Raw genomic sequence first — 25,494 nt, 5'->3', positions numbered from 1 at the left:
CCGGCCCCCCCGCCGCGGGGGCCCCCCCCCCCGCCGCCCGGGGGGGGGCCCCCCCCCGCCCCCCGGGCCCCCCGGGCCCCCCCCCCCGGGGGCCCCCGCGCGCGCCCCCGCCCGTGCCGCACGGGACCCACGACAGCACGACAGAAGCACCGGCCGGTGCCGCGCTGGAAGGAGAAGTACGTGACCGGACTGCGAAACCGGGGTGCGGCGCCGACCCGCCGCCCCACCGTGTGGACACCCGAACTGGTCGAGAAGATCGAATGGCGCAGGCGTGCCGCGCACGAGCCCTTCCGCGGTGTGGTGGGCGCCGAGGGACTCCGCGAAGGCCTCTTCCCACTACGGACCACGGGCGCCGACGTACGGGACGTCACCAGGGCCGGGGAGCGGTACCTGGCGGCCCTGACGTCGGCCGAACTCGCCGCGGGGCGCTTCCCCATGGACCACGAGTCGTGGCGCCACTGGGCCAACGGCGCGCGGTACTTCCTCCGCCACGGCCTCTGCCTCGAAGACCTCGACACCGCCCGGCGCGAACTCGCGCTCGACATCGTGCGCAGGAGCCTCAGCGACTACGGCTTCCGCCTCGTCCTCGATCTGATGCACCTGAACCTCACCGTCGGGGAGCTGCGCGGCGAGGAGGACCTGCTCAACGAGTGGCTCTACTGGTTCAGCGTCTACGGCGCGCCCGAGCGGGGAGAGCCGTGGGGCTGGCAGCTCGACGGGCACCACGTCAATGTCAACTGCGCCTTCGTGGGCGGCCAGATGGTCCTCACACCGACATTCCTCGGAGCCGAGCCCGTGACGGCGGAAGGCGGCAAGTACGCCGGCACCACCGTCTTCCGGCGCGAGGAGTCGCTCGGCCAGAAGCTGTTCGCCGGCCTCACCGACCGGCAGCTGGCCGCGGCCACCCTGGCGGACACACTTCCCGACGACCTCTTCGCCGGCGCCTTCCGCGACAACTTCGAACTGCGCTACGAGGGCCTCCGCTTCGACGAACTCGGCCTCGGGCAGCGGGACGTGGCACGAGAGCTCCTCGGCCTCTACGTGGACCGCGCCCAGCAGCAGCACGCGAGGCCGCGCGCCGAGGAGGTGCGCGCACACGAGTCGGAGACGTACCTGTCCTGGGCCGGCGACCCGGCGCCCGGCGGAGTCTTCTACTACCGGATACACAGCCCCGTCGTGCTCGTCGAGTTCGAGCACCAGGCGGGCGTCATGTTCGACAACGACATCCCGAGCCGACGCCACATCCACACCGTCGTCCGCACCCCCAACGGCAACGACTACGGCGCCGACCTGCTGAGGCAGCACCACGAGCGCCACCACAGGAAGGACCGCACCGCATCGGCGCGGAGCGTGTGACGACCCGGCGGCGTGCCGTGCGCAGCCGCCGCCCGCAGCAGGGACACACCGCTGCCCCGAGGGGAGCGGAAGAGGAAGGAAACAGCAGATGAAGGCAGTTCTTGGCCGGGACGACCTGGCGGAGGCGGCGGCAGCGGGCGCGAAGGCGGCCGGCACCCCGTTCGAGCGGGTCGATGTGAAGCCCGTCCACAAGGCGTCCAAGGGTTTCGTCAACGACTCGGCCGTCGACGTGTGCGAGATCGCGATCGTGACACTGCTCCAGGCGGTCGCCTTCGGCAAGCCCGTCGTCCTGCTCCCGGTCACCGCGCTGGGGCGCTTCCAGCACCAGACGCTGGTCACCCGCAAGGACCTGCCGGTCACGGCCGTCGAGGGCAGGACGGTTGGAGTACGGTCGTGGAGCCAGACCACCTGCGTGTGGGTCCGCGGCTTTCTCACCGAGCAGTACGGCGTCGACCTGCGCGAGGTCGACTGGATCGCCTACGAGGACGGGCACATCAGGGAGTACACCGACCCCTCCTGGGTCAGGCGCGCCCCCGCGGGCGCGAAGCTCCCGCAGGACTTCCTCGACGGCCGGGTGGACTTCGGGATCATGGGCAACGACCTGCCCAAGGGCGACGACACCATCCATCCCGTCATCGAGAACGCGCACGACGTCGCCGCGGAGTGGTCGGCCCGCAAGGGCTTCGTGCCGGTCAACCACGTGATCGCGGTGAGCGAGGCGGCGGCGCGGGAGCACGCGGGCGCCGTCTGCGCCATGTACGACGCGATGGCCGCGGTGGCGGAGACCGGGGGCGGGAAGGGGCCCGTGCCCCTCAACCCGGTCGGCTTCGACGCCCTGCGCGGCCCCCTGGCGCAGGCATCGGCCTTCGCGGCCGAGCAGGGCGTACTGCCCGCTCCCGTCGACTACGACGACCTGGTGGCGCGGTCGTGCGACGCCCTCGGTGTGCCGCCCTCCCGGCTCGGCGGCTGACCCGCACACCACCGGGGCCGCACCCGGGCCCCGCACCGCACTCGCGCAGTATCGGACAGAACGGAAGGCAAGGATGTCCACGCTCTCGGTCGCCCTCGGCGACTACCCCCACGTCAAGGCGCTGCTCTCGGGCGACGTGCCCGTCAAGGGCTATACGGTCGAGCCCGTCGAGGTGAAGCCGATCATCGGCGCGTACCGCAGGATGATCCGCGACCTGGAGTTCGACGTCTGCGAACTCGCGCCCGTCTCCTACACCATGGCCGTCCAGGCCGGCGTGCCGCTGACCGCTGTCCCGGTCTACCTGAACAGGAAGTTCCACCACGCGGACGTCCAGTGCGGCGCGGCGTCCGGCATCAGCGCCCCCAAGGATCTCGAAGGACGCAGGATCGGCGTGCGCGCCTACTCGGTGAGCACCGGCGTGTGGGTGAGGGGGCTGCTGCGCGAGGAGTACGGCGTCGCGCTGGACAAGATGACCTGGATCGTCGACGACGAGGACCACGTCGAGGGCCGGGTGCCCGCCAACGTCGAACACGTCACGGACGGCCGCTCCCTCGGTGCCCTGCTCGCCTCGGGCGACCTGGACGCGGCGCTGACGGGCAACGCGGGCACGGGACGGGCCGGTTCGCCGCGGGCCGGATGGACGGCTGCCGCCACCGACCAGGAGGCGCAGGGAGCGGGCCCCTACCCCCTCTTCGAGCACCCCGACGTGATCGCGCGGGACTCGTACCTGCGCACCGGCGTCTACCCGCTTCACTCGGTGATCGCGATCCGCTCCGAACTGGTGGAGCGCGACCCCGACCTGCCGACCGCGCTGTACGCGGCGTTCGCCGAGAGCAAGCGCAGGCAGGTCGCGAGCGACCCGGGGTGGAGCGCGCTGCCCCGGCTCGGCAAGCAGGCGCGGCTGGTCGGCGGCGACCCCATCCCCTACGGTGTCGCCGCCAACGAGCCGAGCACACGGGCCGCGCTGCGCCTCGCACGCGACCAGGGCCTGCTCGACGCGGACCAGCCCGGCCGCCTCTACGCCGAGGGGGACTACCCGGACGCGTGAGCGCCGGGCGACACGTCGTCAGCAGCATCGCGGTGTCCCAGAATCTCGGCGCCGCGGGAACACAGCGAAGAGGGACCAAGAGGCACATGGACATCATCGACACCCACTGCCACATCATCTCGGGGGACGAGCGGGCGTATCCGAGGGCGCCCCTCGGCGGCAAGCAGTCCGCGTGGGCCGCCTCGCGGCCGGTCGACGCGGAGGGGCTCGTCGCGCGCATGGACGAGGCCGGCATCTCCCGGGCCGTGCTCGTGCAGGCGACGACCGCGTACGGGTACGACAACTCGTACATCCTCGACAGCTGCCGCAAGTGGCCCGACCGCTTCGTGGCCGTGGGGACCTTCGACCCGCTCGGCGCGGACGCGCCCGAGCGGCTCGCCGAGGCGACGGGCGCGGGCGGCCTCGCCGGCGTACGGCTGTTCACGACCGGCAGCACCGTTCCCACCCAGGGGGAGTGGTTCGCCGCGCCGGAGACGTACCCCTTCTGGACGCGCGCGGGGGAGCTGGGCATCACCGTCTGCCTCCAGATGCGGCTCGGCCCCGCCACCGCGCAACTGCGGTCGGTGCTCGAACGCTTCCCCTCGGTGCGGGTACTCCTCGACCACTCGGGCTACCCGGACATCGCCGCCTCGCCCGCGGCGGCGGGCCGCGAGGTCGCGGCGCTCGCCGAGCACCCGGGGCTGCACCTCAAGATCACGCACAGGAACCTGGAGCGCCTGCGGGACGTGGGGGACGAGGCGCACGCGTATCTGGGGCCCGTCGTCGAGGCGTTCGGCGGCGAGCGGATCGCCTGGGGATCGAACTGCCCCGCGGCGGAGCAGCCGCTCACCGAGCTCGTCGCGCTGGGGCACGATGTCCTCGGCACCCTGCCGCAGGACGTGCGGGCGGAGATCTTTGCGGGCACGGCCCGCCGACTCTACGGTGTGCTCGACAAGGCGTGACACGCCGTCGCCCCCAGTCCCCGTGATGGGGCCCGCCCGTCCACGGGGCGGGCGGGCCGTGGGACGGAGTGCCGCCGGCACGACGACAGGGGCGGAACAGGTGGACGAGAACGACGGCCGCGGCGACGCGACACGGAACTCCGCGACACGGGGGAGCCAGGCCTACGACGCGCTGCGTTCACTCCTGCTCTCCGGCGGCTTCGAGCCGAACACGCGGCTGACCGAGGCGGGGCTGACCGAGAAGCTCAACGTCTCGCGCGGCACGATCCGCTCGATCCTCGCGCGGCTCGTCCAGGAGGGCTACGTCACGAGTGAGGTCAACCGCGGCGTGCGGACACGCTCGTTCACCGTCGAGGAGGCCGCCGACATCCTGGAGGCGCGGGAAGTGCTGGAGGCCGCGCTCGCGGGCAAGGCCGCCGAGCGGGCCACGGCAGAGGAGCTCGACGGCCTGCGGGCGGTACTCGAAGGGATGCGCGAAGCGCAGCACGCCGGTGACCAGGCCCGGTACTCGCGCGGCAACCGGGCCTTCCACCAGCTGCTGAAGGAGGCGTCCCACCAGCGCACGCTGGCGCGCGCCTACGACTCGCTGCTGTATCCCCTGGTGATGCGGCAGTACCGCGACCTCTCCGCCCGCCACCCGCGCCAGGGCTCCCTGGAGGAGCACGAGGCCATTCTCGCCACCGTCGTCACCCGCAACCCGGAGGCGGCGAGCGCGGCGATGCGCCACCACGTCGCGTCGGCGCGGCGCGCGCTGCTGCTGACGTACGCAGACGAAGGGCCGGGCGTGCGGGACGGGAGCAGCGCCGCCTGAGGTGCCACGGGCCGGTCCCGCGCGCGGACGAGGAGCACACGACCCGGCCGTGGAAAGGACAGCGCTCATGCGAAAGCCCGTACGGACCGAGGCGGGCCCGGTCGAGGGCATACCGGGCCGGGACCGCTCGGTCACCGTCTTCAGAGGAATCCCGTACGCGGCTCCTCCGGTGGGAGAGCTGCGATGGCGCCCGCCCGAGCCGCCCGTGCCCTGGCGCGGTGTCCGCCTCGCGGACTCCTTCGGACCGCTCTGCCCGCAGCCGGGCCCGGACGGCGCGCCGGCGGGCGGGCGGCCCCCGATGAGCGAGGACTGCCTGCACCTGAACGTGTGGTCCCCTGCGTCCGGTACGGCGCGGCTGCCGGTGCTCGTCTGGATTCACGGCGGCGGCTTCCGCACCGGCACGGGCGCCGACCCGCGTACCGACGGGGAGAACCTGGCCCGCAAGGGCGTCGTGGTGGTGACGTTCGACCACCGGCTCGGCGCGCTCGGCTTCCTCGCCACCCCCGGGCTCAGCGCCGAGTCGGACCACGGCGCCTCGGGCAACTACGGGCTGCTCGACTGTGTGGCGGTGCTGCGGTGGGTGCGCGACAACATCGCGGGTTTCGGCGGTGATCCGGCGCGGGTCACGGTCGCGGGCCAGTCGGCGGGCGCCGGTGCGGTGAACTTCCTGGCGATGTCGCCCCTGGCGGGCGGGCTCTTCCACCGGGCCGTCGCCCAGAGCCACGCCCGCTGCCCCGGCGACCCCGAGCTGCGCTATCTGTCGACCTCGTACCGGACGGCCCGCGACGCCGAGCGGGCGGGGGACCGGGTCGCGGCGGCGCTCGGCGCCCGCTCGCCGCGGGAGCTGCGGGCGCTGCCCTGGCAGTCGCTGCTCGCGGTGGGCGACCTGGTCGACGACACCGTCGAGACGGGCAGCGACGCCCGGCCTCCGCTGTTCAGACCGGTCGTCGACGGATGGGTACTGCCCGAGGGGTACGCACGGACGTACGACACCGGCGGCCAGAACGACGTCGCCTACCTGGCCGGCGGCAATCTCGACGAGAGCGGGGCGGTGCCCGAGGCGTCCTTCGCGGCCCTCAGGGCGGCGGGCGGTGCTGTGAGGAGGCCGGGGGCGCCGCCGGTCCACGTGACCGTCGCGGACCACGTCGCGGCGGCCCGGCGGAAGTACGGCGCCATGGCGGAGGAGTTCCTCGCGCTGTACCCCGCGGCCACGGACGACGAGGCGGCGCGCGCCGCGAACAGGGCGGTGCGCGACAACGCCCGCGTGTCGACCCACCTGTGGGCGAGGCGGTGGCTCGCCCATGGGAGCGGCCCCGTCCACACGTACTTCTGGACACACCGCTCACCCGCCGAGTCCCCGCCCCGGGCCGGCCACGGCTCGGAGATCGACTACGTCTTCGGGAACCTCGATCCCGCGCGGGCCGCCTGGACGGCGGAGGACCGCGACATCGCCCGCATCATGTCCTCGTACTGGGCGAACTTCGCGCGCACGGGCGACCCCAACGGCCCCGGGCTGCCACGCTGGCGCGCCTACGACCCGGGGGCCCCGGCGGTCATGGAGGTGGGCCACGGCTTCGGCGGGGCGCCGGTGGCGGAACCCGCTGCCCTGGACTTCTGGGAACGCTTCTTCGCGAGCCGGCAACCCTGGTGAGAATCATGGGGATTGTTACACGATCCCCGAGCGGCCGAGGAAGGCCTCGGAACGCTGTACGGGGTATGTCTGCACAGAGCCTTGCGGGTTGCCGAGGTGCGAGTTAGCGTGATGGACACATTGTTCTACAAGAACGCGGACCGGGCGAGGCAGGGCCGATACCTCGCGCGGCCCCCGGCCGCCGGTGGCGCACGGCCCAGGACGGTGCCGCGGCCGTGCCGCGCCGACCGGGACAACCGGTCGCACCGCGTGGTAAGCCCCAGACCCGCACCACACCGCGGGTCCGTCCGCGCCCACCGCGGTCCCGGTACCTCTCAGGAGACGACGATCGAGGGAACACAGCACGTTCCCCAGCTGCAATCGACCGAGATAACGAGGCAGAGATGAAACCTCGCGTGCGAGGAAGGCGGGCAGGGGCGCTCGCCGTCGGCCTGGCCCTCTGCGCCGTGACACTGACGGCGTGCGGCGACGGCCGGGACAGCGCCGACGGACTCACCAAGGTCACCGTGGGCCTGGGCAACAACATCTTCGACCTGCCGCTCAGGGTCGCCGAGCAGAAAGGCTTCTTCCGGCGCGAGGGCCTCGACGTCACCTTCGTCTCGCTGACCGCGTCGACGGTCAACGAGGCGCTGCAGTCGGGGTCGGTCGACTTCCTCAACGACAGCCCCAACAGCTTCTACCAGGCCGTCGACGAGGGCATCGAGCAGGTGTCCGTGGCCGTCGACGGCATCGGCTCACCCCTCGGGCTCGTCGTCAGCAAGGCATTCGCCCACGCGCACGGCCTCACCGCCGACACCCCGCCCGCCACGGTGGCCAAGGAGCTGACCGGCTCGACCGCGGGCGTCAGCTCCCCCAACACCAAGGGGCAGGCCGACATCTTCCTGCGCTCGTACGGCGTCGACCCCGCCAGGATCAAGTACGTCACACTGCCGAGCCCGGCGGCCGACAACGCCTCACTGAAAAGCCATCAGATCGACTGGTTCGTCACCTCCGAGCCCACGCCGCTCCAGGTCCAGGACTCGGGCGACGGCGTCGTGGTGGTCGGCCCCGAGAAGGTCCCGGCCTGGTCCAACGCGGCCTCCGGCTACGGCCAGCTCGTAGTGACGACGAAGCAGTACGCCGCGTCGCACAAGGCCGTGACCAGGAAGCTGGTGAAGGCCACCGACGAGGCGTCCCGCTACACCCACCTCCACGTGCACGACGACGACGTGCTGGACGTCGCGGCACAGGCGCTGCACGGCGTGCCGAGGCCCGTGCTCGCACGGAGTGTGGCGCTGGTCGACTGGCCGCTGAGCGCCCGGATGAGCACGGCGGGCTTCAACACCTCGCTGCACTTCATCCGACAGGAGAGCGCCGCGACCGCGCATCTGCGGATCGGCGAGGACAACTGGACCAATACGTACGTGCCGTGAGCCGCACGGTCCGGCGAGACAGCCCAACCGCCCGGAGCCGCACGCCCCGGACAGACGAGGGACGACAGGGTGCTGACAGCGACGAGCAGTGTGGTTGGCAAAGGGGACACCCCTCCGGCCGTCGCGCGGAAGAAGAAGGCGGGGAACCTGCGTGAGAGCGCCCTCGTCGTGGGACTGAGGATCGGTGTGATCGTCCTCGTCCTCGTCCTCTGGCAGGTCATGAGCGGCCCGGTCCTGCCGGAGTACGCGGTCAGCAAGCCGACGTCGGTCGCCGTGGCGGTGTGGGACCTGCTGACGTCGTCGGCGGGCTGGACGAACATCGAGACGACGGCGGTCGAGGTGGCCGCCGGATTCGTCATCGGTGTGGCGATCGGCAGTGTGATGGGGGTGCTCCTCGGCACCTTCAAGCTGGCCGGACGGGTTCTCGAACCGCTCGCCGCCGCCTTCAACGGCATCCCCAAGATCGCGATCGCACCCCTCTTCGTGCTCTTCTTCGGGCTCGGCGAGTGGTCGAAGATCGCGATCGCCGTCACGGGCGTGGCCTTCATCATGTTCTACAACCTCTACCTGGGGCTGCGGCTCGTGGACCGCGAACTCAACGAGATCATCCGCGTGATGGGCGGGCGCGGCAGGCACGTGCTGACGTACGTCACGATCCCCACCCTGGCGCCTCCGTTCTTCGCGGGGCTCAAGGCCGGCGGCCCGCTCGCCATCCTGGGGGTCATCGGCGGCGAGTTCATCGCCTCCTTCAACGGCCTCGGGCACCTGCTGTTCACGGATGCCATGGCACTCGACTCCGCCGGTGTGTTCGCCGGACTCATCGTCCTGGTGGCGATGTCACTGATCCTCAACAGCCTTTTGACGCAGCTGGACAACTACGTCCTCAAGCGACTCGGGCTCGGCAAACGGGCGGGCCAGGCGCAGGTGTAGCGCGCCGCGAGCCGCCCGGTCCGCCGGCGAATGTCCACGACAACTTTGTGAGGTGCATCATCGTGCTCGACTCGGAGCCGGCGCAGTGGGCCGGGGCGGTCGGCCCCGGCCGTCAGGGGAGCCCGTCGTGACGGCCGTGGAACAGGCGCCGGAGGCGCTGCGGCGCACGCGGCGCGCCGTGTTCGGGGCGTCCTTCGGCTTCTTCGTCGACATGTTCGACGTGTATCTGCCGACGGTGGCCCTCGTGCCCGCGATGAACTACTTCACCCCCGACAGCATGCCGGACGGCCCCCGGGCGATCCTCTCCGCGCTCATCTTCGTCGCGACCCTGCTCGGCCGCCCCGTGGGGTCGGTCGTCTTCGGCTGGTTCGCCGACCGGATCGGCCGCCGCCGCGTCACCCTCTTCTCCGTCACCGGCTGCGCGGTGTGCACGGCCCTCATCGCCGTACTGCCCGGATACGCCACGCTCGGCATCACCAGCACGGTCCTCCTGCTCGTGCTGCGGCTCGTCGACGGCGTCTTCATGGGCGGCGAGTACACCGGGGCGACCCCGCTCGCCATGGAGGCCTCGCCGCAGGGCAAACGCGGCTGGTACGGCGGCATGGTCGGCGCGGGCTCGGCGTTCGCCAACTGCGCGATCGCCGGAGTGACCCTCGTGGTCCTGCAGTTCGCGCACGAGGGCGGCCCCGGCTCGGCCTACTCCACCTGGGGCTGGCGCATCCCGTTCGCCGTCGGGGCCGTGTTCTGCGTGGTGTTCCTCGTGTACTACGCGCGTTCCGTGGAGGAGTCCGAGACCTGGCGCTCCGCACCCAAGGCGAAGAACCCGCTGCGCGAGATCGTGCTGGGCCGCTCGCGCCGCGACTTCGCCCAGGTCTTCGTCCTGATGACCGGCGTGTGGTTCGCCTCGGCGATCGCGTCGGGCCTCCTGCCGAGCGCCCTGCACAAGGAGGGCCACATCAGCTCGACGGAGGTGACGGGCGCCCTGGTCATCGCCCAGGGCGTGCACGCCCTCTTCTTCCCCTTCATGGGGCTGCTGAGCGAGCGCATCGGGCGGCGCACCTTCATCGCGTGGAACGGCGTCGGTGTGGGCGTCCTGTGCGCCGGCGCGTTCGCGGCGCTCGCGCTCGGCAGATGGAACGGCTTCGGCGCCATCCTGCTGATCTCGTTCGTGGTGCGGGCCGCCGGAGGCAGTGTGTTCTCGGTCATGCCGTCCTACTTGTGCGAGCGGTTCCCGCCCGCCACACGCGGCAGCGGCTTCGGCCTCGGCTACAGCACGCCCCTGTTGATCACGTCGTTCTACGCCTACTACCAGGACTGGCTCGGGCACCTCATCTCCGAGGACTACACATCGGTGGTGCTTCTCGTCCTCGGCGGCGCGCTGATCTCCTGCGGCGCGCTGATCGGCCCCGAGACCCGCCACATCGACCTCGCGAGCGACGGCACCGCGGACGAGCCGGCGGGCGCGCTCGACGGCGTACCGGCGTCCCGGGCGTAGCCGCGGGCGGCGGGGCCGGGCGCGCCGGGCCGCATGGCGTCGCCGGCCGGGCAGCCGTTCTCGTTCACCACGACGAGTCGCTCGGCCTGGTCGACGGCGCACTTCTCGCGGTTGTCGGCGCCGAGTCCGCCGAGCGTACGGCGGCGTCGGGCCCGGTTTCCATCCGGAGGCCGAAGTGTGCAACAACAGGGCGCCTCTTTGCGGGCGGGCATCGGGAGAGCTGCGTACGACCCCCGTGCGCAGCACACTTCCCGCTGCCGCGTCCTCTGTACGAGGGAAAAGTTGTTGTACAATATGCGCTATGAATGCCAGGTGCGCTCCGCAGTGCGGCGACACTGGTGCCGTTGACCTCGCCACGCGCCTGCTGGTGTCCCCACCACGCTGGAGGGTTGCGTCATGACGCTGGCCACGGGCACAGACCCCGCGGGCGGTACCGACACGAACGCCAACCGGACCGTGCAGGCGTACAACGAGCTGCGCGCGCTGCTCCTGTCCGGGCACTACGAACCGGACTCGCGCCTCACCGAGTCGGAGCTCACCGCACGACTCGGCGTGTCCCGCGGGACGGTGCGCTCGGTGCTCGCGCGCCTCGCCCAGGAGGGCTACGTCACCGCCGAGGCGCACCGCAGCGCACGCACCCGGTCGTTCTCCGTCGACGAGGCGCTGGAGATCCTGGAGACCCGCGAGGTGCTGGAGGCGGCACTGGCGGCGAGCGCCGCGCAGCGTGCCTCGGAGGACGACCTCGCGGCGATGGCCGCGACCTGCAAGCGCATGTGGGAGTGCCAGGTGCCGGGCGGGCGCGACGAGTACTGGAAGCTCAACCGCCGCTTCCATGGGCAGATCCGCGCGGCGGCGCGGCACGCCACCCTCTCCCGGTTCGTCGACAGCCTGCTCTATCCGCTGGTCATGCAGCAGTACCGCGACGCGGACAGGTCGCACCCCAGGACCGATTCCGTGCGGGAGCACGAGGCGGTACTCGCCACGATCGCCACCGGCAACCCGGAGGCCGCCGCCGCGGCGATGCGCCACCACCTGTCGGGCGCCCCGCGGGCGCTGCAGCTGCAGCTCGCCGAGCGGGGCGGCAACCCCCGGCGCGCGCCCGGCCGTTGACTGCGGCGGTCTTGGCGGCGGTCAGGACCACAGGGCGATCGTCCAGGCCGGGTCGAGGACCGCGGTCACCTCGTCGCCCGGACCGGCCGCGAGATGGGCGTCGGCGTGCGCCCGGAGCTCGGTGCCGCCCAGCGAGACCACCACTTCCCTGCGGTCCCCGAGGTACTCGCTCGACATGATGCGCGCGGCGAAGCGGTTGGTTCCCTGCGCCTCTGCCGCGCCCACGGTGACACGGATGTTCTCCGGCCTGACGCACACCGACAGCTCCTGACCGGCCTGGGGCGGCACGGCGGGGACGGTGAAGCGCTCACACCGCACGGCCCCCAGCGCGGTCTTCGCGACCACGGCCTGGTCGCCGGAACCCACCGCGGCCTCCGCCACACCGGGCACGAGATTGGCGCTCCCGACGAAGTCGGCCACGAAGCGCGAGGCCGGCGAGTCGTAGATCTCGTTGGGCGATCCGATCTGCTCGATCCTGCCCTGGTTCATGACGACGATGGTGTCGGACATCGCGAGTGCCTCGCCCTGGTCGTGTGTCACATAGATCGTCGTGACCCCGAACTTCTGCTGGAACGAACGGAGTTCGGTGCGCAGCTGGGAACGCAGCTTGGCGTCCAGGTTGGACAGGGGCTCGTCGAGCAGCAGTACCTCCGGCTCGCACAACAGCGCCCTGGCAAGCGCGAGGCGCTGCTGCTGGCCGCCGCTGAGCTGGACCGCCCACCGGTCGGCGTACTCCGAAAGACCCACCTGCTCCAGCATCGCGAGGACGCGCCGCCGGGTCTCGGCCCGCGGACAGGTGGTCCTGCCGTGGCGCAGCGGGAACGCGGCGTTCTCGAACACCTTCATGTGCGGCCAGATGCCGTAGGACTGCGGCACCATCGCGATGGGCCTGGCCTCCGGGGGGACGTCGCGGCGGGCGGCGGCGGAGAAGACCGGCCGACCGCTCATCGAGATCTCCCCGCGGTCCGCCGTCTCCAGCCCCGCGAGGCAGCGCAGCGTGGTCGTCTTGCCGCACCCGCTCGGCCCGAGCAGTGTGAAGAAGTGGCCGCGCGGAACGGCGAAGCCGATGTCCTCGATACCGCGGCCCGGCCCGCCGGTGCGCTGGGACGCGTACCGCTTCTCCAGGCCGGTGATCTCGACGGAACAGTCGGAGGAGGGGTGGTTGTGCACGGTCACGACACCTCACACGTGTTGTTGGAAGCCGCGGCGGTTGACCCACCAGACGGAGACGGAGGAGACGGCGAGCAGCAGGACGGCGAGGGCGCTCGCCTCGGGATAGTCCGCGCTCTCCCCGATCATGTCCCACAGCAGGACGACGACGGTGCGGTTGTCCGAGCTCGACAGCAGGAGCGCGATGGGGAGTTCGCCCAGCGCGTTGGCGAACACCCACAGCCAGGTCCGTGACACGGCGGGCGCGACGAGGGGCAGGACCACCCTGCGTATCACCGTCGTGCCGGACGCCCCCAGGGCGCGGCCCACCTCTTCGAGCCCCGGGTCGAGCTGGAGCAGGGCCGTCTGGACCATGCGCGAACCGCGCGGAATGTAGCGGGTCGTCAGCGCGATGACGATGATCCAGACGGTCCCGTACACCGGAATGGGCAGGAAGAGGTAGAGGAAGAGCACCGCCATGCCGAGCACGACGCTCGGGATGGCGAAGACCAGGAAGGATAGGTCGAAGAGCGCCGCGCCGGCACGGCCGCCCCGGGTCGACGCCAGGGCGAGCCAGGAGCCGAAGGCTGCGGTCAGGGTCGCGGTCAGCAGGCTGATGACCAGGGTGTTGACGACCGCGCGGCTCAGGCTCGGATCGGTGAAGATCGAGGCGTAGTTCGCGAGGGTCAGCCCGTGCAGGCCGTCAAGGCCGATCGGCCGCAGGAAAGGCGCCAGGCTCGTCCAGACCAGTGTGAGGATGGGGATGACGATCGCGACGAGCACGTACAGCGCCACGACGGCGGCCACGGGGGCGCGCCACCGCCCGAGCCTGGTGGGCGTCACCCGGTAGCCCTTCCCCGACACCACGCGGAAGCGGTGTGCCTCGCGCGTCTGGCGCCGGTACGCGGCGATCATCACGAGGGACAGCAGGACCAACAGGACGCCGTAGGCGCTGGCCTGGCCGTAGTCGGGCAGGCCCGAGGGGGGTTGGAGCGCGGCCTGGACGTAACTGCTGAAGACATAGATCTGGTTCGGGGTCCCGAGCATGGCCGGGATCGCGAACTCCTCGAGTCCCACCACCACCAGCAGCATGGCGGCGGCGGAGATCGCCGGCAGGGTGAGCGGCAGTACCACCTTGCGCGTCCGGGTCAGCCAGCCGGCGCCCGAGGTGGCCGCGGCCTCCTCGAACTCCAGATTCAGCCGGGCGAACGCCGGCGCGATCATGATGTACATCCCTGGGACGCCGAAGATCCCGGCCACCAGGATCATGCCGGGCAGCGAGTAGATGTCGACCGTGTACCCGAGGGTCCGCTTCACCGCGATGGCCAGGGGCCCGTTGGCGGGATTGGCCGCCAGGACCCAGGCCACGGCCATCACGGTGGCGGGCACGGCCATGGGCGCCAGTGTGCTCGGTGCGAGGACGCGGCGCCCCGGGATGTCGGTCCTCTCGAAGAGGTAGGCGAGAGCGACGCTGACGACCGAGGCCAGCAGTACGGTGCCGGCCACGAACACCAGCGAGTTGAGCGCGATGTGGGGCAGGCGCTCGGACGTGAAGATCCGTGTGAAGTCGGCGAGCGAGAAGCCCTTCACCTGGAAGGGGAGCTTGAACTGGCTGTCCTTGAGGCTGCCGTAGACCAGCATCGCCAGGGGGAAGAGCACGGAGAGGGCGAGGACGGCGCCGATGGCGGCGTTGACGCCCGTCAGGACGCGTTCATGGCGTTTGGGGCGCACGTCGGGGGCGCCGGGCTCCGCGGGGCCGCGGTGCTCGGGGCGCACTCCGGCGGAGGGCTTGGTGCCAGACTGCATCGTCGAAGTCTCCAAGGGTGGGCGGCGGGGGTCTCTGCCTGCGGCGACCGCACCCGGCGGGCCGCGGCCCGCCGGTGGCGGCCGTCAGCCGACGTCGGTGCCCAAGGCGTCTTCGACCTTGGGGAAGAAGGCGGAGAACCGCTCGTACTGCTTGACGTCGGTTTCGCTGTACCACCGCACTCCCGCTTTGCAGAGCGCGCCGATGACCCGGTTGGTGTCGGCCTGCGAGCAGTCGGTGTCGGTGGGTATGACCGAGTTGTAGGTGCCTACCAGGGCTGCCTGGCCCGCCTTGGAGGCCAGGAACGCGGTGAGAAGGCGCCCGGCCGCAGGATGGGGCGAGCCCTTGGGTACGAAGAGGTACGACTTGTTGGCATTGGTGGGGCCGACCGGGGCGACCGCGACCGGCGCGCCCTTGTCCTGGTCCTGCAGCACGAGGTTGATCAGGTCGGTGCCCACCGGCGTCTGGCCGGAGACGATGTTGGTGTGCGCCTGGGTGGTGTTGTCGGTGTAGTGGGGCTTGAGAGCGGCGAGCCGGGAGGCGTAGGAGAGGCCGGGGCCGGTGCCGAGCGAGGAGTCCTGGGCCCATACGGTCATGAAGGAGCCGCGTGACTCGACGGTGAGCCTGCCGCCCTTCCAGCGGGGGGCGAGCAGGTCCTGCCAGTTGGTGGGCACGTCGGCCTTGGGTACGGCGTCGGTGTTGTACGCCCAGACCTTCGGCACGGCCCAGACGTAGACGAAGTCGTGGGCGAAGACCTGGCCCGAGGGCACACCGTAGTCGGACCAGTCCACCTTCGACGCCATGTCCAGCGACGGCAGGACGGTGAGCCCGCCGGAGTTGGAGACGTCGAAGCTCACGCGGTCGGCCGCCTGCTCGACGTTGAGCTGGGTGACGAGGTCGGGCGCCTTCTTGTTGACGTACTTGACCTTGATGCCCGGGTACTTCTTCTGGAAGGCCTGGATGGCCGGCCGCATCTGGGACTCGGGTTTCGGTGCGAACCAGATGACCTCGCCCTCGGCCTTCGCCTCCTGGTACAGGGCGCCGAGGTCCTTGGCCTTCGGGGCCGGGGGAGGGCCGCCGCCGCATGCGGAGGCGAGCACGGCGAGGGCCGTACCGAGGGCGGCTCGGCGACGGCGCCGGACGGGGTGGCGGGCTCGGTTCACGGTCACCGCCTAGCGCCCGGCGGCGGGGGCGGTGTTGGCGGCGAGCCCGTACAGCCGCGCGGCGGTGCCGCCGGAGATCATCGCGAGCTCGGCATCGTCGAGCACCGGCAGTTGCCCGGTGACAAGGGCCGCGAGCTCCGCCAGTGTCCCCGCGGAGGCGGGGAAGTTCGAACCCCACATCACGTGGTCCGCGCCGAACTTCTCGATCAGCGCCCGTACCAGCGGCGCGGCGGAGCCGGCCTCGCGCTGGGCGCGCAGGACGGCGGGCGGTGTGAGCTTGACGAAGACGCGGCCCGTCTCGTGGAGCGGGGTGGCCGCCGGGTCCTCAGGGTAGAGCGGTACGCCCTCGTCGAGGTCGGGCCGTCCCGCGTGGTCGAGGACCACGGTCAGCCCGGAGTATTTCCGGAGGAGTTCCGCCAGCACGGGAGCGTGCCGCGCGTGCATCTGGATGCACACCGGCGCTCCGCGGTCGGAGAGGAACTGCCATACCGGCGCCATGCGTTCGTCGTCGAGCCCGCGGCCGGGCGTCGGCACCGCGGTCGTCCCGTCCGCGGCGCGGATGCGCACCCCGGTGAAGCCCCGTTCATCGATCCAGTGGCGAAGGTCGTCGAGCGCGGTGGGGGAGAGGAAGTCGACCGAGCAGACGCCGCTGATGCGATCGGCGTGCCGGGCGAGCTGGTCGGCCAGGTAGCTGTTGTCGAAGCCGTAGACCGTGGACGCCTGCACCACGACGAGGCGTTCGACGTCTGCCGCTTCGGCCTGGCGCAGCAGTTGGCCGATGTCGGCGGGCCGCTCCTGCGACCAGGTGGAGCGGTGGCCGCCGAGCGGAGCGGCGGGGTAGGCGTCGGTGTCGGGCGAGATGATGTGCGTGTGCGTGTCGACGTGGAGCATGGGCACCTCCATACGGGTGGGCTGCGGGACGGACGGCGGTGGTCAGGCCCTCTCGCCGAGGTGCTGTTCGGCGTCGCGCAGGAGTTCGGACGCGGTGACGGGCTTCCGGATGACGTTCTGCTGGAGGGCGTAGTCGATCGCGGTCTGCAGACCGGCGGTCAACTCGTCGCTCACACCGGACCGCAGGGCGCGTACACGCGGCCCCGGCGCGGCATCGGCCGCCTTGCGCTCCTCGATCCCGGCGCCGAAGGCCCGGTAGAGCTCCCGGACCACCTCGGGCTCCGCCTCCAGCAGGTCCCGGCGCACGGTGAGCATGTGGTTGATCGGCACCGTGCCGTGCCGGGCGCCCCATGACTCCTCGGCCTCACGCCAGTTCGGAATGATCGGTACGAGCGGGCCCTGCGCCCCGTCCAGGGCGGGCGGCCCCAGCACGGCGGCCACGGCGTCGCCGCGCTCCAGCACGTCGAGGACCTTCCCGGGCACGCGCTCCACATTGGGCGGCTCGACATAGCTCGCGACGTGCGGTTCCTCGGTGGTCACCCAGGTGATGTCCTTGGCGTCCACACCGAACTCCTCGTGCAGGATGCCGCGCACCCAGAGCCCGGTCGTCTGGCTGTAGGCGCGGACGGCGACCCGCCCGCCCGCCAGGTCGGTGGGGCCGATCTCGGCCGATCCGGGCCAGCGGGTGAGGGAGTGGTGGTGGAAGTCGCCGCTCAGCACGAGGGGGAGCAGGACGATCGGTACACCGGCCTCGTGGGCCTGGAGGAAGGTCGCGATCGCCATCTCGCTCACGTCGTAGCGCAGTTCGCGCACCATCGGAGCGAACGCCTGGTAGATCGGGTCGACCGCCGCGAGCTCGACACGGCGCCCGCCGACGCTGAAGCCCGGCTCGGCGGCGAACGCCGTGTGCGGGTAGGACTTCACCGCGACGGACAGGGTGCTGGACATGGGGGAACTCCTCTGTTGCGTCCCGAACGGGGGAGTGGACGGGTGCCGGGTACTGGAGGTGCGACTCGACCGGCAGTGAGTTGATGTGAAGTGTCTGACAGTTTCGGTCACCGTACGCCGAAGAATCGACCTCATCAAGACTTCTGGTCGCAGATCGTCAAACAATCGAGGCGATGGAGGTGATGACTGCGCTCGCCCGGCGGGGCTGTCGGTCGCCGACGCGCCCGTTGGATCTCCCCGCCTCACTCGACGCGCTAATTGTTGTACATGATGCATCGTGATGCCTAGGGCTTGGAACCGTCTCGCTCTCAATAAGTGCAGAGTGCTTGCCCATGTCCACGTCGCGCTGTTAGCTTGACGACGAAAGTTGTACAACAATCCAGCCGCCTGTGAGGCTTCACCGAGGGACGCAGCTGTGATCAAGATCGACGAAGAGATCGCCGTACCCGCACCGCCGGCGAAGGTCTGGGGTGTCATCTCCGACCCGTCGGAAGTGGTGTCGTGCATCAACGGTGCCGAGCTCGGCGCGTCACACGAAGACGGCTCGTTCGACGGCACACTGCCCGTGAAGTTCGGCGCGGTGCGCGTGCGGTTCGGCGCCCGGGTGTCACTGGACCTGGACGAGGCCGAACGGGAGGGCCGGCTCTCCGCGCGCGGGAGAGACGGACAGGGCGCGACCCGCTTCAACGCCCACGCGACCTTCGAGGTCGCGCAGGACGGGCCGGGCGGCACCCGCGTTCGGGTGTCGGGCGAGATCAACCTCGCGGGCCGGCTCGCGTCGGTGATCGAGGCGGGCGCCGGAGCCGTGGTCAAGCGGATGACCAAGGAGTTCACGGACGAACTCGTCCGCAAGTGCACCGGAGAGCCGGCCGCCGCGGCGCCGGCGGCCGCGCGGCCGGCCCCCCCCGCACACGGGCCGCGGCCCCCCCCCCGCCCCCCGCCGGGCGGGGGGCGGGGGGGCGCACCCCGGGGGGGGGGGGGGGGCCCCGGGGGCGCGGGCGCGGGGGCCACGCGCACCCCCACGGAGCCCCCGCCCCCCCCCCCCCCCCCGCCCCCCGCCCCCCCGCCCGCCGGGGGGGGGGCGCCCCCGCGGCCGTCCCCCGCGGAAGACGGGCAGCGGCCCACCGGCGGACGCCTGCGGGCCTGGCTCCGGCGGATCTTCCGCGGGCGGCGGAGCGGAGACGCGGGTGCCGGGGCCGAGTAGCGGCCGGGCCCCGTGCCCGGTGCAGGCGGTGCTCGGCGCGCTCATGCTGCCCGACCCCATCACCGCGTTCGAGTACGCGACGGGCGACCACGTCGGCCTGATCCTCGACACCGGTCGGCCGCGGCACGCCCTGCGCACACCGGCACACTGCGCGGACGGCACGGCACCCACCGGCGGCACACGCCGCCGGGCACAGATACGGGCCTGGTGGCAGGCCCTCCACACGTGACAGAGCGGAGCGCTCGGTGGCAAGACTGAACAGCATCATCCACGCGCTGGAGTCGGGACAGCACGCCTTCGCGGCGTTCGCCGCGCCCGACCCGGCCACGGCACTCGACTTCGCGACGAGCGACTACGACGGCCTGGTGTTCGAGGCCGAGCACAAGCCGTGGGACGCCACGACTCTGCGGGACAGCCTGCAGTACCTGCTCGACCGGCGGCGGATCTTCGAGGCCGGCACACTCGCCCCCTCCCCCACCCCCCTCGTCCGCGTCCCCGTCAACGGCGCCGAGCAGGGCCAGTGGCACGCGAAGCAGGCCCTCGACCTCGGCGCGTACGGCATCGTGTGGCCGCACATCAGCCGGGTCGAGGAGGCGCGCAACGCCGTGGCGGCGTGCCGCTATCCGCGGCTGCCGGGCGCGGACCGGTACGAGCCCGCCGGCGTACGCGGCGACGCGCCGACCGCGGCGGCACGCTACTGGGGCGTCCGGAACCAGGAGTACTACGCCAGGGCCGACGTGTGGCCGCTCGCTCCCGACGGCGAGATCCTGGTCGTGATCCAGATCGAGGACCAGCTCGGCATCGAGAACCTGCCGGCCATGCTGGACGAGGTGCCGGGCATCGGCCTCGTACTCATCGGCGAGGGCGACCTCAGCCAGGAGCTCGGTGTGCCGAGGCAGTTGGAACACCCGGTGATGGTCGACGCCAGGCGGAGGATCGTGGAGATCTGCCACGCGCACGGTGTCGTGGTCGGCCATCCGCACGTCACGGCGGGCAACGTCCAGCAAGTGCTCGACGAGGGCTACCGCTTCCTCATGTCGGCGCCGGTGCGCACCTGGCCCGGCCTCGAAGCGGGCCGCAGGCTCACCGGCCGCTCCTGAACCCGGAAACAGTGGAGGAACCCTCATGATCATCGACTGCCACGGCCACTTCACGACCGCGCCCCCGGCGCTGGGCAAGTGGCGGGAGAGGCAGATCCGCGCGTTCGAGGAGTCAGGAACCCGCCTGCCGCCCGACGATCTCCGCATCACCGACGAGGAGATCCGCACCGCCATCGAGAACGGTCAGCTGAAGCTCCAGACCGAGCGCGGTACCGACCTCACCGTCTTCTCCCCGGGTGCGGGCAAGATGGCCCACCACTACGGCGACGAACACACCAGCCTCGACTGGTCCCGGGTCAGCAACGACCTGATCGCCCGGGTGTGCCGTCTCTTCCCCGACCGGTTCGCCGGGGTGTGCCAGCTGCCGCAGTCCCCGGGGGACGCGCTCGCCGCCTCCGTACGCAACTCGGTGGTGGAACTGGAGCGCTGTGTCGAGGAGTTGGGCTTCGTCGGCTGCCTGCTCAACCCCGACCCGTCGGACGGCTACTACCAGGGCCCGCCGCTCACCGACCGCGTCTACTACCCGCTGTACGAGAAGATGGTGGAGCTCGACGTCCCCGCGATGGTGCACGTCGCGATGTCGCGCAACCCGGCGCTCCAGGGCACCTGCGCGCACTATCTGGCAGGCGACACCGCGGCGTTCATGCAGCTGTGCATGTCGGACCTGTTCAAGGACTTCCCCACGCTGCGCCTCGTCCTGCCGCACGGCGGCGGCGCCGTCCCCTACCACTGGGGCCGCTACCGGGGAGTGATGCAGGACCAGGGCCGGCCGCCGCTGGAAGAGTCGATCCTGCCGCACGTCTACTTCGACACCTGCGTGTACCACAGGCGGGGCATGGAGCTGCTGCTCGACGTCATCCCCGCACAGAACGTGCTGTTCGCCTCGGAGATGATCGGAGCCGTCCGCAGTGTGGACCCGGAGACCGGGCGGCGGTTCGACGACACCAAGTACACCCTCGACTCCATCACCACCCTGAGCGAGGCGGACCGGCAGGCCGTCTACGGAGGCAACGCGCTGCGGGTGTTCCCGCGCCTGGAGCACCGCGTCGGGTCCACCAAGGAACACCACAAGGAGGCCGCACAGTGAAGGTCTACGAAGCACTCGCGTCAGCGTTCGCCGCCGAGGGCACCACGGACGTGTTCGGCATGATGGGCGACGCCAACATGCACTGGATGAACGCGCTCGCGGGACACGGCACACGGCTGTACGAGGTCCGCCACGAGGGGGCGGGGCTGAGCATGGCGCACGGGTTCGCCCGCGCCTCGGGCCGGCCGGGTGTCGTCACGACCACCAGCGGCCCCGGGACCGCTCAGCTGGCGACCTCGATGATCGTGGCGAGCCGCGCGCGCACCCCGCTGGTCGCCTTCTGCGGTGAGACGGCGCTGGGCGACGAGAGCGCCGTGCAGTACCTCGACCAGCGCAGGTTCGCCGCCGCGATCGAGTGCGACTTCCTCCAGGTCGCCAAGGCCGACTCGGCCCAGGAAGTGGTGCGGCGCGCCTTCTACACGGCCCGCACCGAGTCACGCCCCGTGATGGTCAGCGCCCCGATCGACGTCCAACTCCAGGACTTCGAGGACGACATGCCCTATGTGCCGTCCACCGACCTGCTGACGGCCCCGCGGCTGCTGCCGCACCCCGCAGCGGTCGAGCAGGCCCGCGACATCGTCGCGTCGAGCAAGCGCGTGGTGATCATCGCGGGGCGCGGTGCGCGCGGGGCTGAGGCGGACGAGCAGATCCTCGCGCTTCAGCGGCGTACCGGCGCCATGCTCGCCACCACCTTGCAGGCGAAGAACTGGCTGTGCGACCGGAGCGACTACCACGTCGGCATCGCGGGCCTGTTCGGCAGCAAGCTCGCGATGGAGTTGCTCCAGGAGGCCGACTGCGTGGTGGCGGTGGGCGCGAGCCTCAACCACTACACCATCGAGAGCGGCTACCTCTTCCCCGAGGCGAAGTACGTGCAGATCGACACCGCTCCCCATGTGGTCATGGGCAACGGCCGGGTGGCCGACTGCTACGTCAGGGCCGACGCCGCCACCGGACTCACCGCCCTGACCGAGGCGCTCGAAGCACGCGGTGTGGCGATCGAGGGCTTCCACACCGCCGAGGTGCACCGCCGCCTCACCGCACCGCTGATCGACCCGGCCGAGTACCGCAGCGAGCCCGGACTGCTCGACCCGCGCGAGGCGATCGCGGTGATCGACGACGAACTCCCGGGCGACATCGGGCTGGTGCTCGGCAGCGGTCACCAGACGGACTTCGGCACGATGCTCTTCCAGCGCTCGCGCGAGGTCACCTCCAACTACGGCATGTTCGGGGCCATCGGGCAGGCCCCGCTGCTGACCATCGGCACTGTCGTCGCGGGCGGGAAACCGGCCTTCGTGGTCGAGGGCGACGCCAGCTTCCTGATGCACCTGTCCGAGTTCGAGACGGCCTGCCGCTACGAACTCCCGCTGCTGGTCGTCGTCATGAACGACGAGGGCCTCGGCGCGGAGTTCCACAAGGCCCAGGCGAAGGGCCTGGACCCGCAGCTCGCGGTGATCCCGACACCGGAACTCGGCACGGTGGCACGCGCGCTCGGTGGCGGTGGCGCCACGGTCCGCACCGCCGCGGAACTGCGGACCGCGCTGGCCGAGTACGTACGGGCTCCGCGGCCCACCGTGATCGACGTGCGGATCACCCGCGAGGTCCTCAGCGTGCCCTACCGACGCATTCAGTACGGCGAGGACGTGTGAGCGGACGCGGCGACGTCTGGCGCGGCGGGCGCGCGGCCGATCCTGCGCGGCGCGGGCAGCGCCGGCACACCGAGCAGCAGGCAGAGCGCGCCGCCCGCGACCAGTGACCACCTGCCGCCGAACGCCCGCGCCCCCCAGCCCGCCGGCGTTGGCCGTCCGCTCACGGGGGACGAGTTCGGGGAGCAGGCGCTGCCTGGCCGGGCTGGCGAAGACGGTCACGACGCCGAGGGTGGGGAGAGCACGACGACCAGCGGGACGGTGGCCGCGTCGAGTGCGGTGAGCACGGCGAACTGGGGCCCGACAGCCGCCGATGAGGCCTGGGTCACGTAGAGCAGGCGGCGCTTGTCGTAGCGGCCACGAGGCCGCGCCCACGGGCGCGGAGGTGCGTGCGGCCCCGTACCGCGGTCTCACCGGTGCGGCCTTCGAGGGCGCGCCGTTCGCCTCGAAGGCCGCGAGTCGCTCCATGAGCGCGCCCGCGGCGAGCAGCGTCCGCTGCTCCTCCTCGTCCAACAGAGTCCGCATGGCGCGCCCCAGCCAGCTGTCGCGCTCGCGCAGCACATCCGGGACGACCGTATGGCCCCGCTCGGTGACGCGCACACCGAGACCCGCCGCGCGTCGGCCGGGTCCCTCGGCCTGACGATGTACGCCGCGGCCCTCCAACCCGCGCAGGGCCGCGGCGATGTTCGAACCGGCCATCTGGAGGCCCCGAGCGAGCTGCCGGGGCGCGGGCGGCTCCGCGCAGCGCACCGCCGTGGCCAGGGCCTGTGAGGCGGTCCGCGACACGCCGTACACCGGGCGCGCCTCGTGCCGCAGCCGCCGCAGTCGCCGCCGCCGCGGAAGTTTGATGCCGACGCGGAACTCGCGCATCTCGAAGTCGTCCATGGTGCCTATGCCGCATGGCTATGCAGCGTGGAAGTAGGTCGGCGTTCCGTGCGCGGGGTCAGGTGTGAGGCTGGATTGCCCATCAATCCGTGACGCCATCCGCTGACCGGTGTGGCAAGGGCTAAGTGCATATCGGTACTTATAGTCTCCAATCGCCTGTCTGAAACGTTCGACGCCGATATCTTTGATGAAATTGTTGACAATCAGATCAACATTCGTTTGAGTCTGTTGCGGAGAGCCGGAGGGACCTTCCGGCCTTCCGCCCCATCTCGTTCGACCCTTGGAGGTCTGATGGAGATCGTGGACACGCACACCCACGTCATCTCTCCGGATACCGCGCGCTACCCCGTCGACCCGGTCGGGGGCAAGCAGTCCGGCTGGTCGCAGGACCATCCAGTCGACATCGACGGCCTGGTCAGGGCCCTTGACGACGCGTCCGTCGCCAAGGCGGTGGTCGTCCAGGCCTCCACCGTCTACGGACATGACAACCGGTACGTGGTCGAGGCCGTACGCGCACACCCGGACCGGTTCGTGGGCGTCTACTCCATCGACGCGCTCGCCGAGGACGCGGTGTCCCGGATCGAGCACTGGCAGGGGCAGGGGCTCGCGGGATTCCGCCTCTTCACCACCGGCACCACGATGCCCGGCCAGTCCGACTGGCTCGGCCACGAGCGTTCGCTGCCTGCCTGGGCGTACGCCGCGGAACACAACATTCCGGTGTGCCTGCAGATGACGATCCAGGGACTGCCCGCGCTGCGCAAGATCCTGGACCGCTTCCCACGGGTCCGCGTGCTGCTCGACCACTGCGCCCGGCCAGATCTGTCGGACGGCCGCCCCTACCAGGCCTCCAAGGGCCTCTTCGACCTGGCCTCCTACCCCGGCGCGCACCTCAAGCTCACCCACAGGGCGCTGGCCGCCGCCGCGCAGGGGAAGTCCACGGTGGTCGACTTCCTGGCCGACCTCGTTGCCGCCTACGGCGCCGACCGCATCGCCTGGGGCTCCAACTTCCCGGCGGCGGAAGGGACTCCCCGCACCATCCTGGCCGAGGCCCGCGAGGCGGTCTCCGGCCTCCCGCGAGCCGAACAGGCGATGATCCTCGGTGGCACGGCACGCCGGTTCTACCCGGCCCTCACAACAGGAGCCACCAGTGCCTGAACCCACCGTGCTGCGCACCGTCCTCGCCGACTATCCGCACACCGCGGCACTCAAGAGCGGCGACATCTCCGACGACCGGATACGGCTCGACTTCACCTCCGTGTCGCCCATCCACCGCGCCTTCGCGCCGATGGTGCGCGACGAGGCGTACGACGTGAGCGAACTGGCCGTTGTCACGGCGCTCCAGGCCGTCGCCCACAACCGGCCCGTGGTGCTGCTGCCCGCCGTGGTGGCCTCGCGGTTCCAGCGCGGGTGCCTCATCGCCCACGCCGCGCGCCCCGTCGCCGGCCCCGTGTTGCCCGGCAAGCGGGTGGGGGTGCGCTCCTACACCCAGACGACGGGCATGTGGGTGCGCGCCCACCTCGCCGAGGACTTCGGTGTCGCGGCCCGCGACGTCCACTGGATCACACACCAGGAAGCACACGTCGCGCAGTACACGGACCCGGCCTTCGTGGAGCGCGGCGCCGACGGCGCCAGCCTCCCCGACATGCTGCGCGAAGGCCGGGTCGACGCCGCCGTTCTCGGCAACGACCTCCCCTCGGGCGACGAGTTCGTCCGTGTGGTGCCCGACGCGGCGGAGCGCGACAGGAGGTGGTGGCGCGAACACGGTTTCATGCCGGTCAACCACATGGTGGTCGCCGGGGAGTCGGGGGGGGCCCCGCCCCCCCCCCCGCCGCCGGCGCGGCCGGCTCGCGGGGCGCGGCCCGCCGGCGGGCGGCCGCCGGCCCCGGCCCGCCCCGC

At 71.6% G+C, this 25,494-nt stretch carries 24 protein-coding genes; 18 read left to right on the top strand and 6 right to left on the bottom strand.

The features are described 5' to 3' along the window. The first annotated feature begins 180 nt into the window (after window positions 1-180). The 10 genes from LCE31_RS10280 (at window position 181) to LCE31_RS10235 (ending at window position 11,724) form a co-directional block, all read left to right on the top strand. The gene (locus LCE31_RS10280; RefSeq protein ID WP_225013858.1) at window positions 181-1,356 is read left to right on the top strand and encodes a DUF3500 domain-containing protein; all 1,176 of its coding nucleotides are present in this window, start codon (window positions 181-183) and stop codon (window positions 1,354-1,356) included. Between the two features lie 88 nt (window positions 1,357-1,444). Then, entirely contained in the window at window positions 1,445-2,326 is an 882-nt protein-coding gene (locus LCE31_RS10275; RefSeq protein WP_225013857.1) for a hypothetical protein, read from the top strand. A gap of 73 nt (window positions 2,327-2,399) precedes the next feature. Continuing rightward, window positions 2,400-3,374 carry an ABC transporter substrate-binding protein gene (locus LCE31_RS10270; RefSeq protein ID WP_225013856.1) on the top strand — a complete coding sequence of 325 codons (975 nt, stop codon included), beginning with the start codon at window positions 2,400-2,402 and terminating at the stop codon, window positions 3,372-3,374. A gap of 86 nt (window positions 3,375-3,460) precedes the next feature. After that, a complete protein-coding gene (locus LCE31_RS10265) occupies window positions 3,461-4,315 on the top strand; it encodes an amidohydrolase family protein (protein WP_225013855.1) in 855 nt (284 codons plus the stop codon). Window positions 4,316-4,415: 100 nt separating this feature from the next. Then, window positions 4,416-5,126 (top strand): GntR family transcriptional regulator, encoded by a 711-nt coding sequence (locus LCE31_RS10260; protein WP_225013854.1) that lies wholly within the window; start codon window positions 4,416-4,418, stop codon window positions 5,124-5,126. A 67-nt stretch (window positions 5,127-5,193) separates the two neighbouring features. Beyond that, entirely contained in the window at window positions 5,194-6,777 is a 1,584-nt protein-coding gene (locus LCE31_RS10255) for a carboxylesterase/lipase family protein (protein ID WP_225013853.1), read from the top strand. Window positions 6,778-7,172: 395 nt separating this feature from the next. Continuing rightward, window positions 7,173-8,189 carry an ABC transporter substrate-binding protein gene (locus tag LCE31_RS10250; RefSeq protein ID WP_225013852.1) on the top strand — a complete coding sequence of 339 codons (1,017 nt, stop codon included), beginning with the start codon at window positions 7,173-7,175 and terminating at the stop codon, window positions 8,187-8,189. Window positions 8,190-8,258: 69 nt separating this feature from the next. After that, on the top strand, window positions 8,259-9,119 hold the full coding sequence (locus tag LCE31_RS10245) for an ABC transporter permease (protein WP_225013851.1): 861 nt from the start codon (window positions 8,259-8,261) through the stop codon (window positions 9,117-9,119). A 127-nt stretch (window positions 9,120-9,246) separates the two neighbouring features. Next, window positions 9,247-10,614 carry an MFS transporter gene (locus LCE31_RS10240; protein WP_225013850.1) on the top strand — a complete coding sequence of 456 codons (1,368 nt, stop codon included), beginning with the start codon at window positions 9,247-9,249 and terminating at the stop codon, window positions 10,612-10,614. Window positions 10,615-11,010: 396 nt separating this feature from the next. Further along, the gene (locus tag LCE31_RS10235) at window positions 11,011-11,724 is read left to right on the top strand and encodes a GntR family transcriptional regulator (RefSeq protein WP_225013849.1); all 714 of its coding nucleotides are present in this window, start codon (window positions 11,011-11,013) and stop codon (window positions 11,722-11,724) included. A 21-nt stretch (window positions 11,725-11,745) separates the two neighbouring features. Here LCE31_RS10235 and LCE31_RS10230 read toward each other — a convergent pair whose 3' ends face one another. The 5 genes from LCE31_RS10230 to LCE31_RS10210 form a co-directional block, all read right to left on the bottom strand. Beyond that, window positions 11,746-12,900, bottom strand: a complete 1,155-nt coding sequence (locus tag LCE31_RS10230) for an ABC transporter ATP-binding protein (RefSeq protein ID WP_225013848.1) — start codon at window positions 12,898-12,900, stop codon at window positions 11,746-11,748. 6 nt (window positions 12,901-12,906) lie between these two features. Then, window positions 12,907-14,679, bottom strand: a complete 1,773-nt coding sequence (locus tag LCE31_RS10225) for an ABC transporter permease (protein ID WP_225013847.1) — start codon at window positions 14,677-14,679, stop codon at window positions 12,907-12,909. An 84-nt stretch (window positions 14,680-14,763) separates the two neighbouring features. Then, complete coding sequence (locus LCE31_RS10220) at window positions 14,764-15,777, bottom strand: ABC transporter substrate-binding protein (protein WP_225013846.1); 1,014 nt, start codon at window positions 15,775-15,777, stop codon at window positions 14,764-14,766. 72 nt (window positions 15,778-15,849) lie between these two features. Continuing rightward, the gene (locus LCE31_RS10215; protein ID WP_225013845.1) at window positions 15,850-16,731 is read right to left on the bottom strand and encodes an amidohydrolase family protein; all 882 of its coding nucleotides are present in this window, start codon (window positions 16,729-16,731) and stop codon (window positions 15,850-15,852) included. 42 nt (window positions 16,732-16,773) lie between these two features. Continuing rightward, the gene (locus LCE31_RS10210; RefSeq protein ID WP_225013860.1) at window positions 16,774-17,679 is read right to left on the bottom strand and encodes a phosphate/phosphite/phosphonate ABC transporter substrate-binding protein; all 906 of its coding nucleotides are present in this window, start codon (window positions 17,677-17,679) and stop codon (window positions 16,774-16,776) included. Between the two features lie 415 nt (window positions 17,680-18,094). On the opposite strand from LCE31_RS10210, the gene LCE31_RS40370 reads away from it, so the two are divergent. Genes LCE31_RS40370 through LCE31_RS10185 form a run of 5 tightly spaced genes read left to right on the top strand, consistent with a single transcriptional unit; the run spans window position 18,095 to window position 22,716 of the window. After that, window positions 18,095-18,883: an SRPBCC family protein gene (locus LCE31_RS40370; protein WP_308042236.1), complete on the top strand. Its 789-nt coding sequence runs from the start codon at window positions 18,095-18,097 to the stop codon at window positions 18,881-18,883. A 28-nt stretch (window positions 18,884-18,911) separates the two neighbouring features. Then, window positions 18,912-19,112, top strand: a complete 201-nt coding sequence (locus LCE31_RS10200) for a hypothetical protein (RefSeq protein WP_225013859.1) — start codon at window positions 18,912-18,914, stop codon at window positions 19,110-19,112. Window positions 19,113-19,128: 16 nt separating this feature from the next. Further along, a complete protein-coding gene (locus LCE31_RS10195) occupies window positions 19,129-19,983 on the top strand; it encodes an HpcH/HpaI aldolase family protein (RefSeq protein ID WP_225013844.1) in 855 nt (284 codons plus the stop codon). Between the two features lie 25 nt (window positions 19,984-20,008). Beyond that, window positions 20,009-21,070, top strand: a complete 1,062-nt coding sequence (locus tag LCE31_RS10190) for an amidohydrolase family protein (protein ID WP_225013843.1) — start codon at window positions 20,009-20,011, stop codon at window positions 21,068-21,070. Beyond that, window positions 21,067-22,716 (top strand): thiamine pyrophosphate-binding protein, encoded by a 1,650-nt coding sequence (locus tag LCE31_RS10185; protein ID WP_225013842.1) that lies wholly within the window; start codon window positions 21,067-21,069, stop codon window positions 22,714-22,716. Before LCE31_RS10190 ends, LCE31_RS10185 begins: the two co-directional genes overlap by 4 nt. Here LCE31_RS10185 and LCE31_RS10180 read toward each other — a convergent pair. After that, window positions 22,695-22,880 (bottom strand): hypothetical protein, encoded by a 186-nt coding sequence (locus LCE31_RS10180; RefSeq protein WP_225013841.1) that lies wholly within the window; start codon window positions 22,878-22,880, stop codon window positions 22,695-22,697. The genes LCE31_RS10185 and LCE31_RS10180 overlap by 22 nt on opposite strands. Window positions 22,881-23,289: 409 nt before the next feature. Here LCE31_RS10180 and LCE31_RS10175 point away from each other — a divergent pair, with 409 nt between their 5' ends. The 3 genes from LCE31_RS10175 to LCE31_RS10165 form a co-directional block, all read left to right on the top strand. After that, the gene (locus tag LCE31_RS10175) at window positions 23,290-23,484 is read left to right on the top strand and encodes a hypothetical protein (protein WP_225013840.1); all 195 of its coding nucleotides are present in this window, start codon (window positions 23,290-23,292) and stop codon (window positions 23,482-23,484) included. A 405-nt stretch (window positions 23,485-23,889) separates the two neighbouring features. Then, entirely contained in the window at window positions 23,890-24,753 is an 864-nt protein-coding gene (locus LCE31_RS10170) for an amidohydrolase family protein (protein ID WP_225013839.1), read from the top strand. Continuing rightward, a partial coding sequence (locus LCE31_RS10165; protein ID WP_225013838.1) for a hypothetical protein occupies window positions 24,746-25,494 on the top strand: 749 nt, incomplete at its 3' end. The genes LCE31_RS10170 and LCE31_RS10165, both read left to right, overlap by 8 nt.

The sequence above is a fragment of the Streptomyces sp. 8L genome (assembly GCF_020176795.1).
Lineage (GTDB): Bacteria > Actinomycetota > Actinomycetes > Streptomycetales > Streptomycetaceae > Streptomyces.
The sequence above is the reverse complement of the archived record's forward strand: the minus strand, read 5'-3'. Positions and strand labels throughout refer to the sequence as shown.

Coding starts and splice junctions, on each gene's coding strand:
- LCE31_RS10275 (WP_225013857.1), top strand. CDS start 1,445: ATGAAGGCAGTTCTTGGCCGGGACGACCTGGCGGAGGCGGCGGCAGCG.
- LCE31_RS10270 (WP_225013856.1), top strand. CDS start 2,400: ATGTCCACGCTCTCGGTCGCCCTCGGCGACTACCCCCACGTCAAGGCG.
- LCE31_RS10265 (WP_225013855.1), top strand. CDS start 3,461: ATGGACATCATCGACACCCACTGCCACATCATCTCGGGGGACGAGCGG.
- LCE31_RS10255 (WP_225013853.1), top strand. CDS start 5,194: ATGCGAAAGCCCGTACGGACCGAGGCGGGCCCGGTCGAGGGCATACCG.
- LCE31_RS10235 (WP_225013849.1), top strand. CDS start 11,011: ATGACGCTGGCCACGGGCACAGACCCCGCGGGCGGTACCGACACGAAC.
- LCE31_RS10225 (WP_225013847.1), bottom strand. CDS start 14,679: ATGCAGTCTGGCACCAAGCCCTCCGCCGGAGTGCGCCCCGAGCACCGC.
- LCE31_RS10215 (WP_225013845.1), bottom strand. CDS start 16,731: ATGCTCCACGTCGACACGCACACGCACATCATCTCGCCCGACACCGAC.
- LCE31_RS10210 (WP_225013860.1), bottom strand. CDS start 17,679: ATGTCCAGCACCCTGTCCGTCGCGGTGAAGTCCTACCCGCACACGGCG.
- LCE31_RS10190 (WP_225013843.1), top strand. CDS start 20,009: ATGATCATCGACTGCCACGGCCACTTCACGACCGCGCCCCCGGCGCTG.
- LCE31_RS10175 (WP_225013840.1), top strand. CDS start 23,290: ATGGCCCCGCTCGGTGACGCGCACACCGAGACCCGCCGCGCGTCGGCC.
- LCE31_RS10170 (WP_225013839.1), top strand. CDS start 23,890: ATGGAGATCGTGGACACGCACACCCACGTCATCTCTCCGGATACCGCG.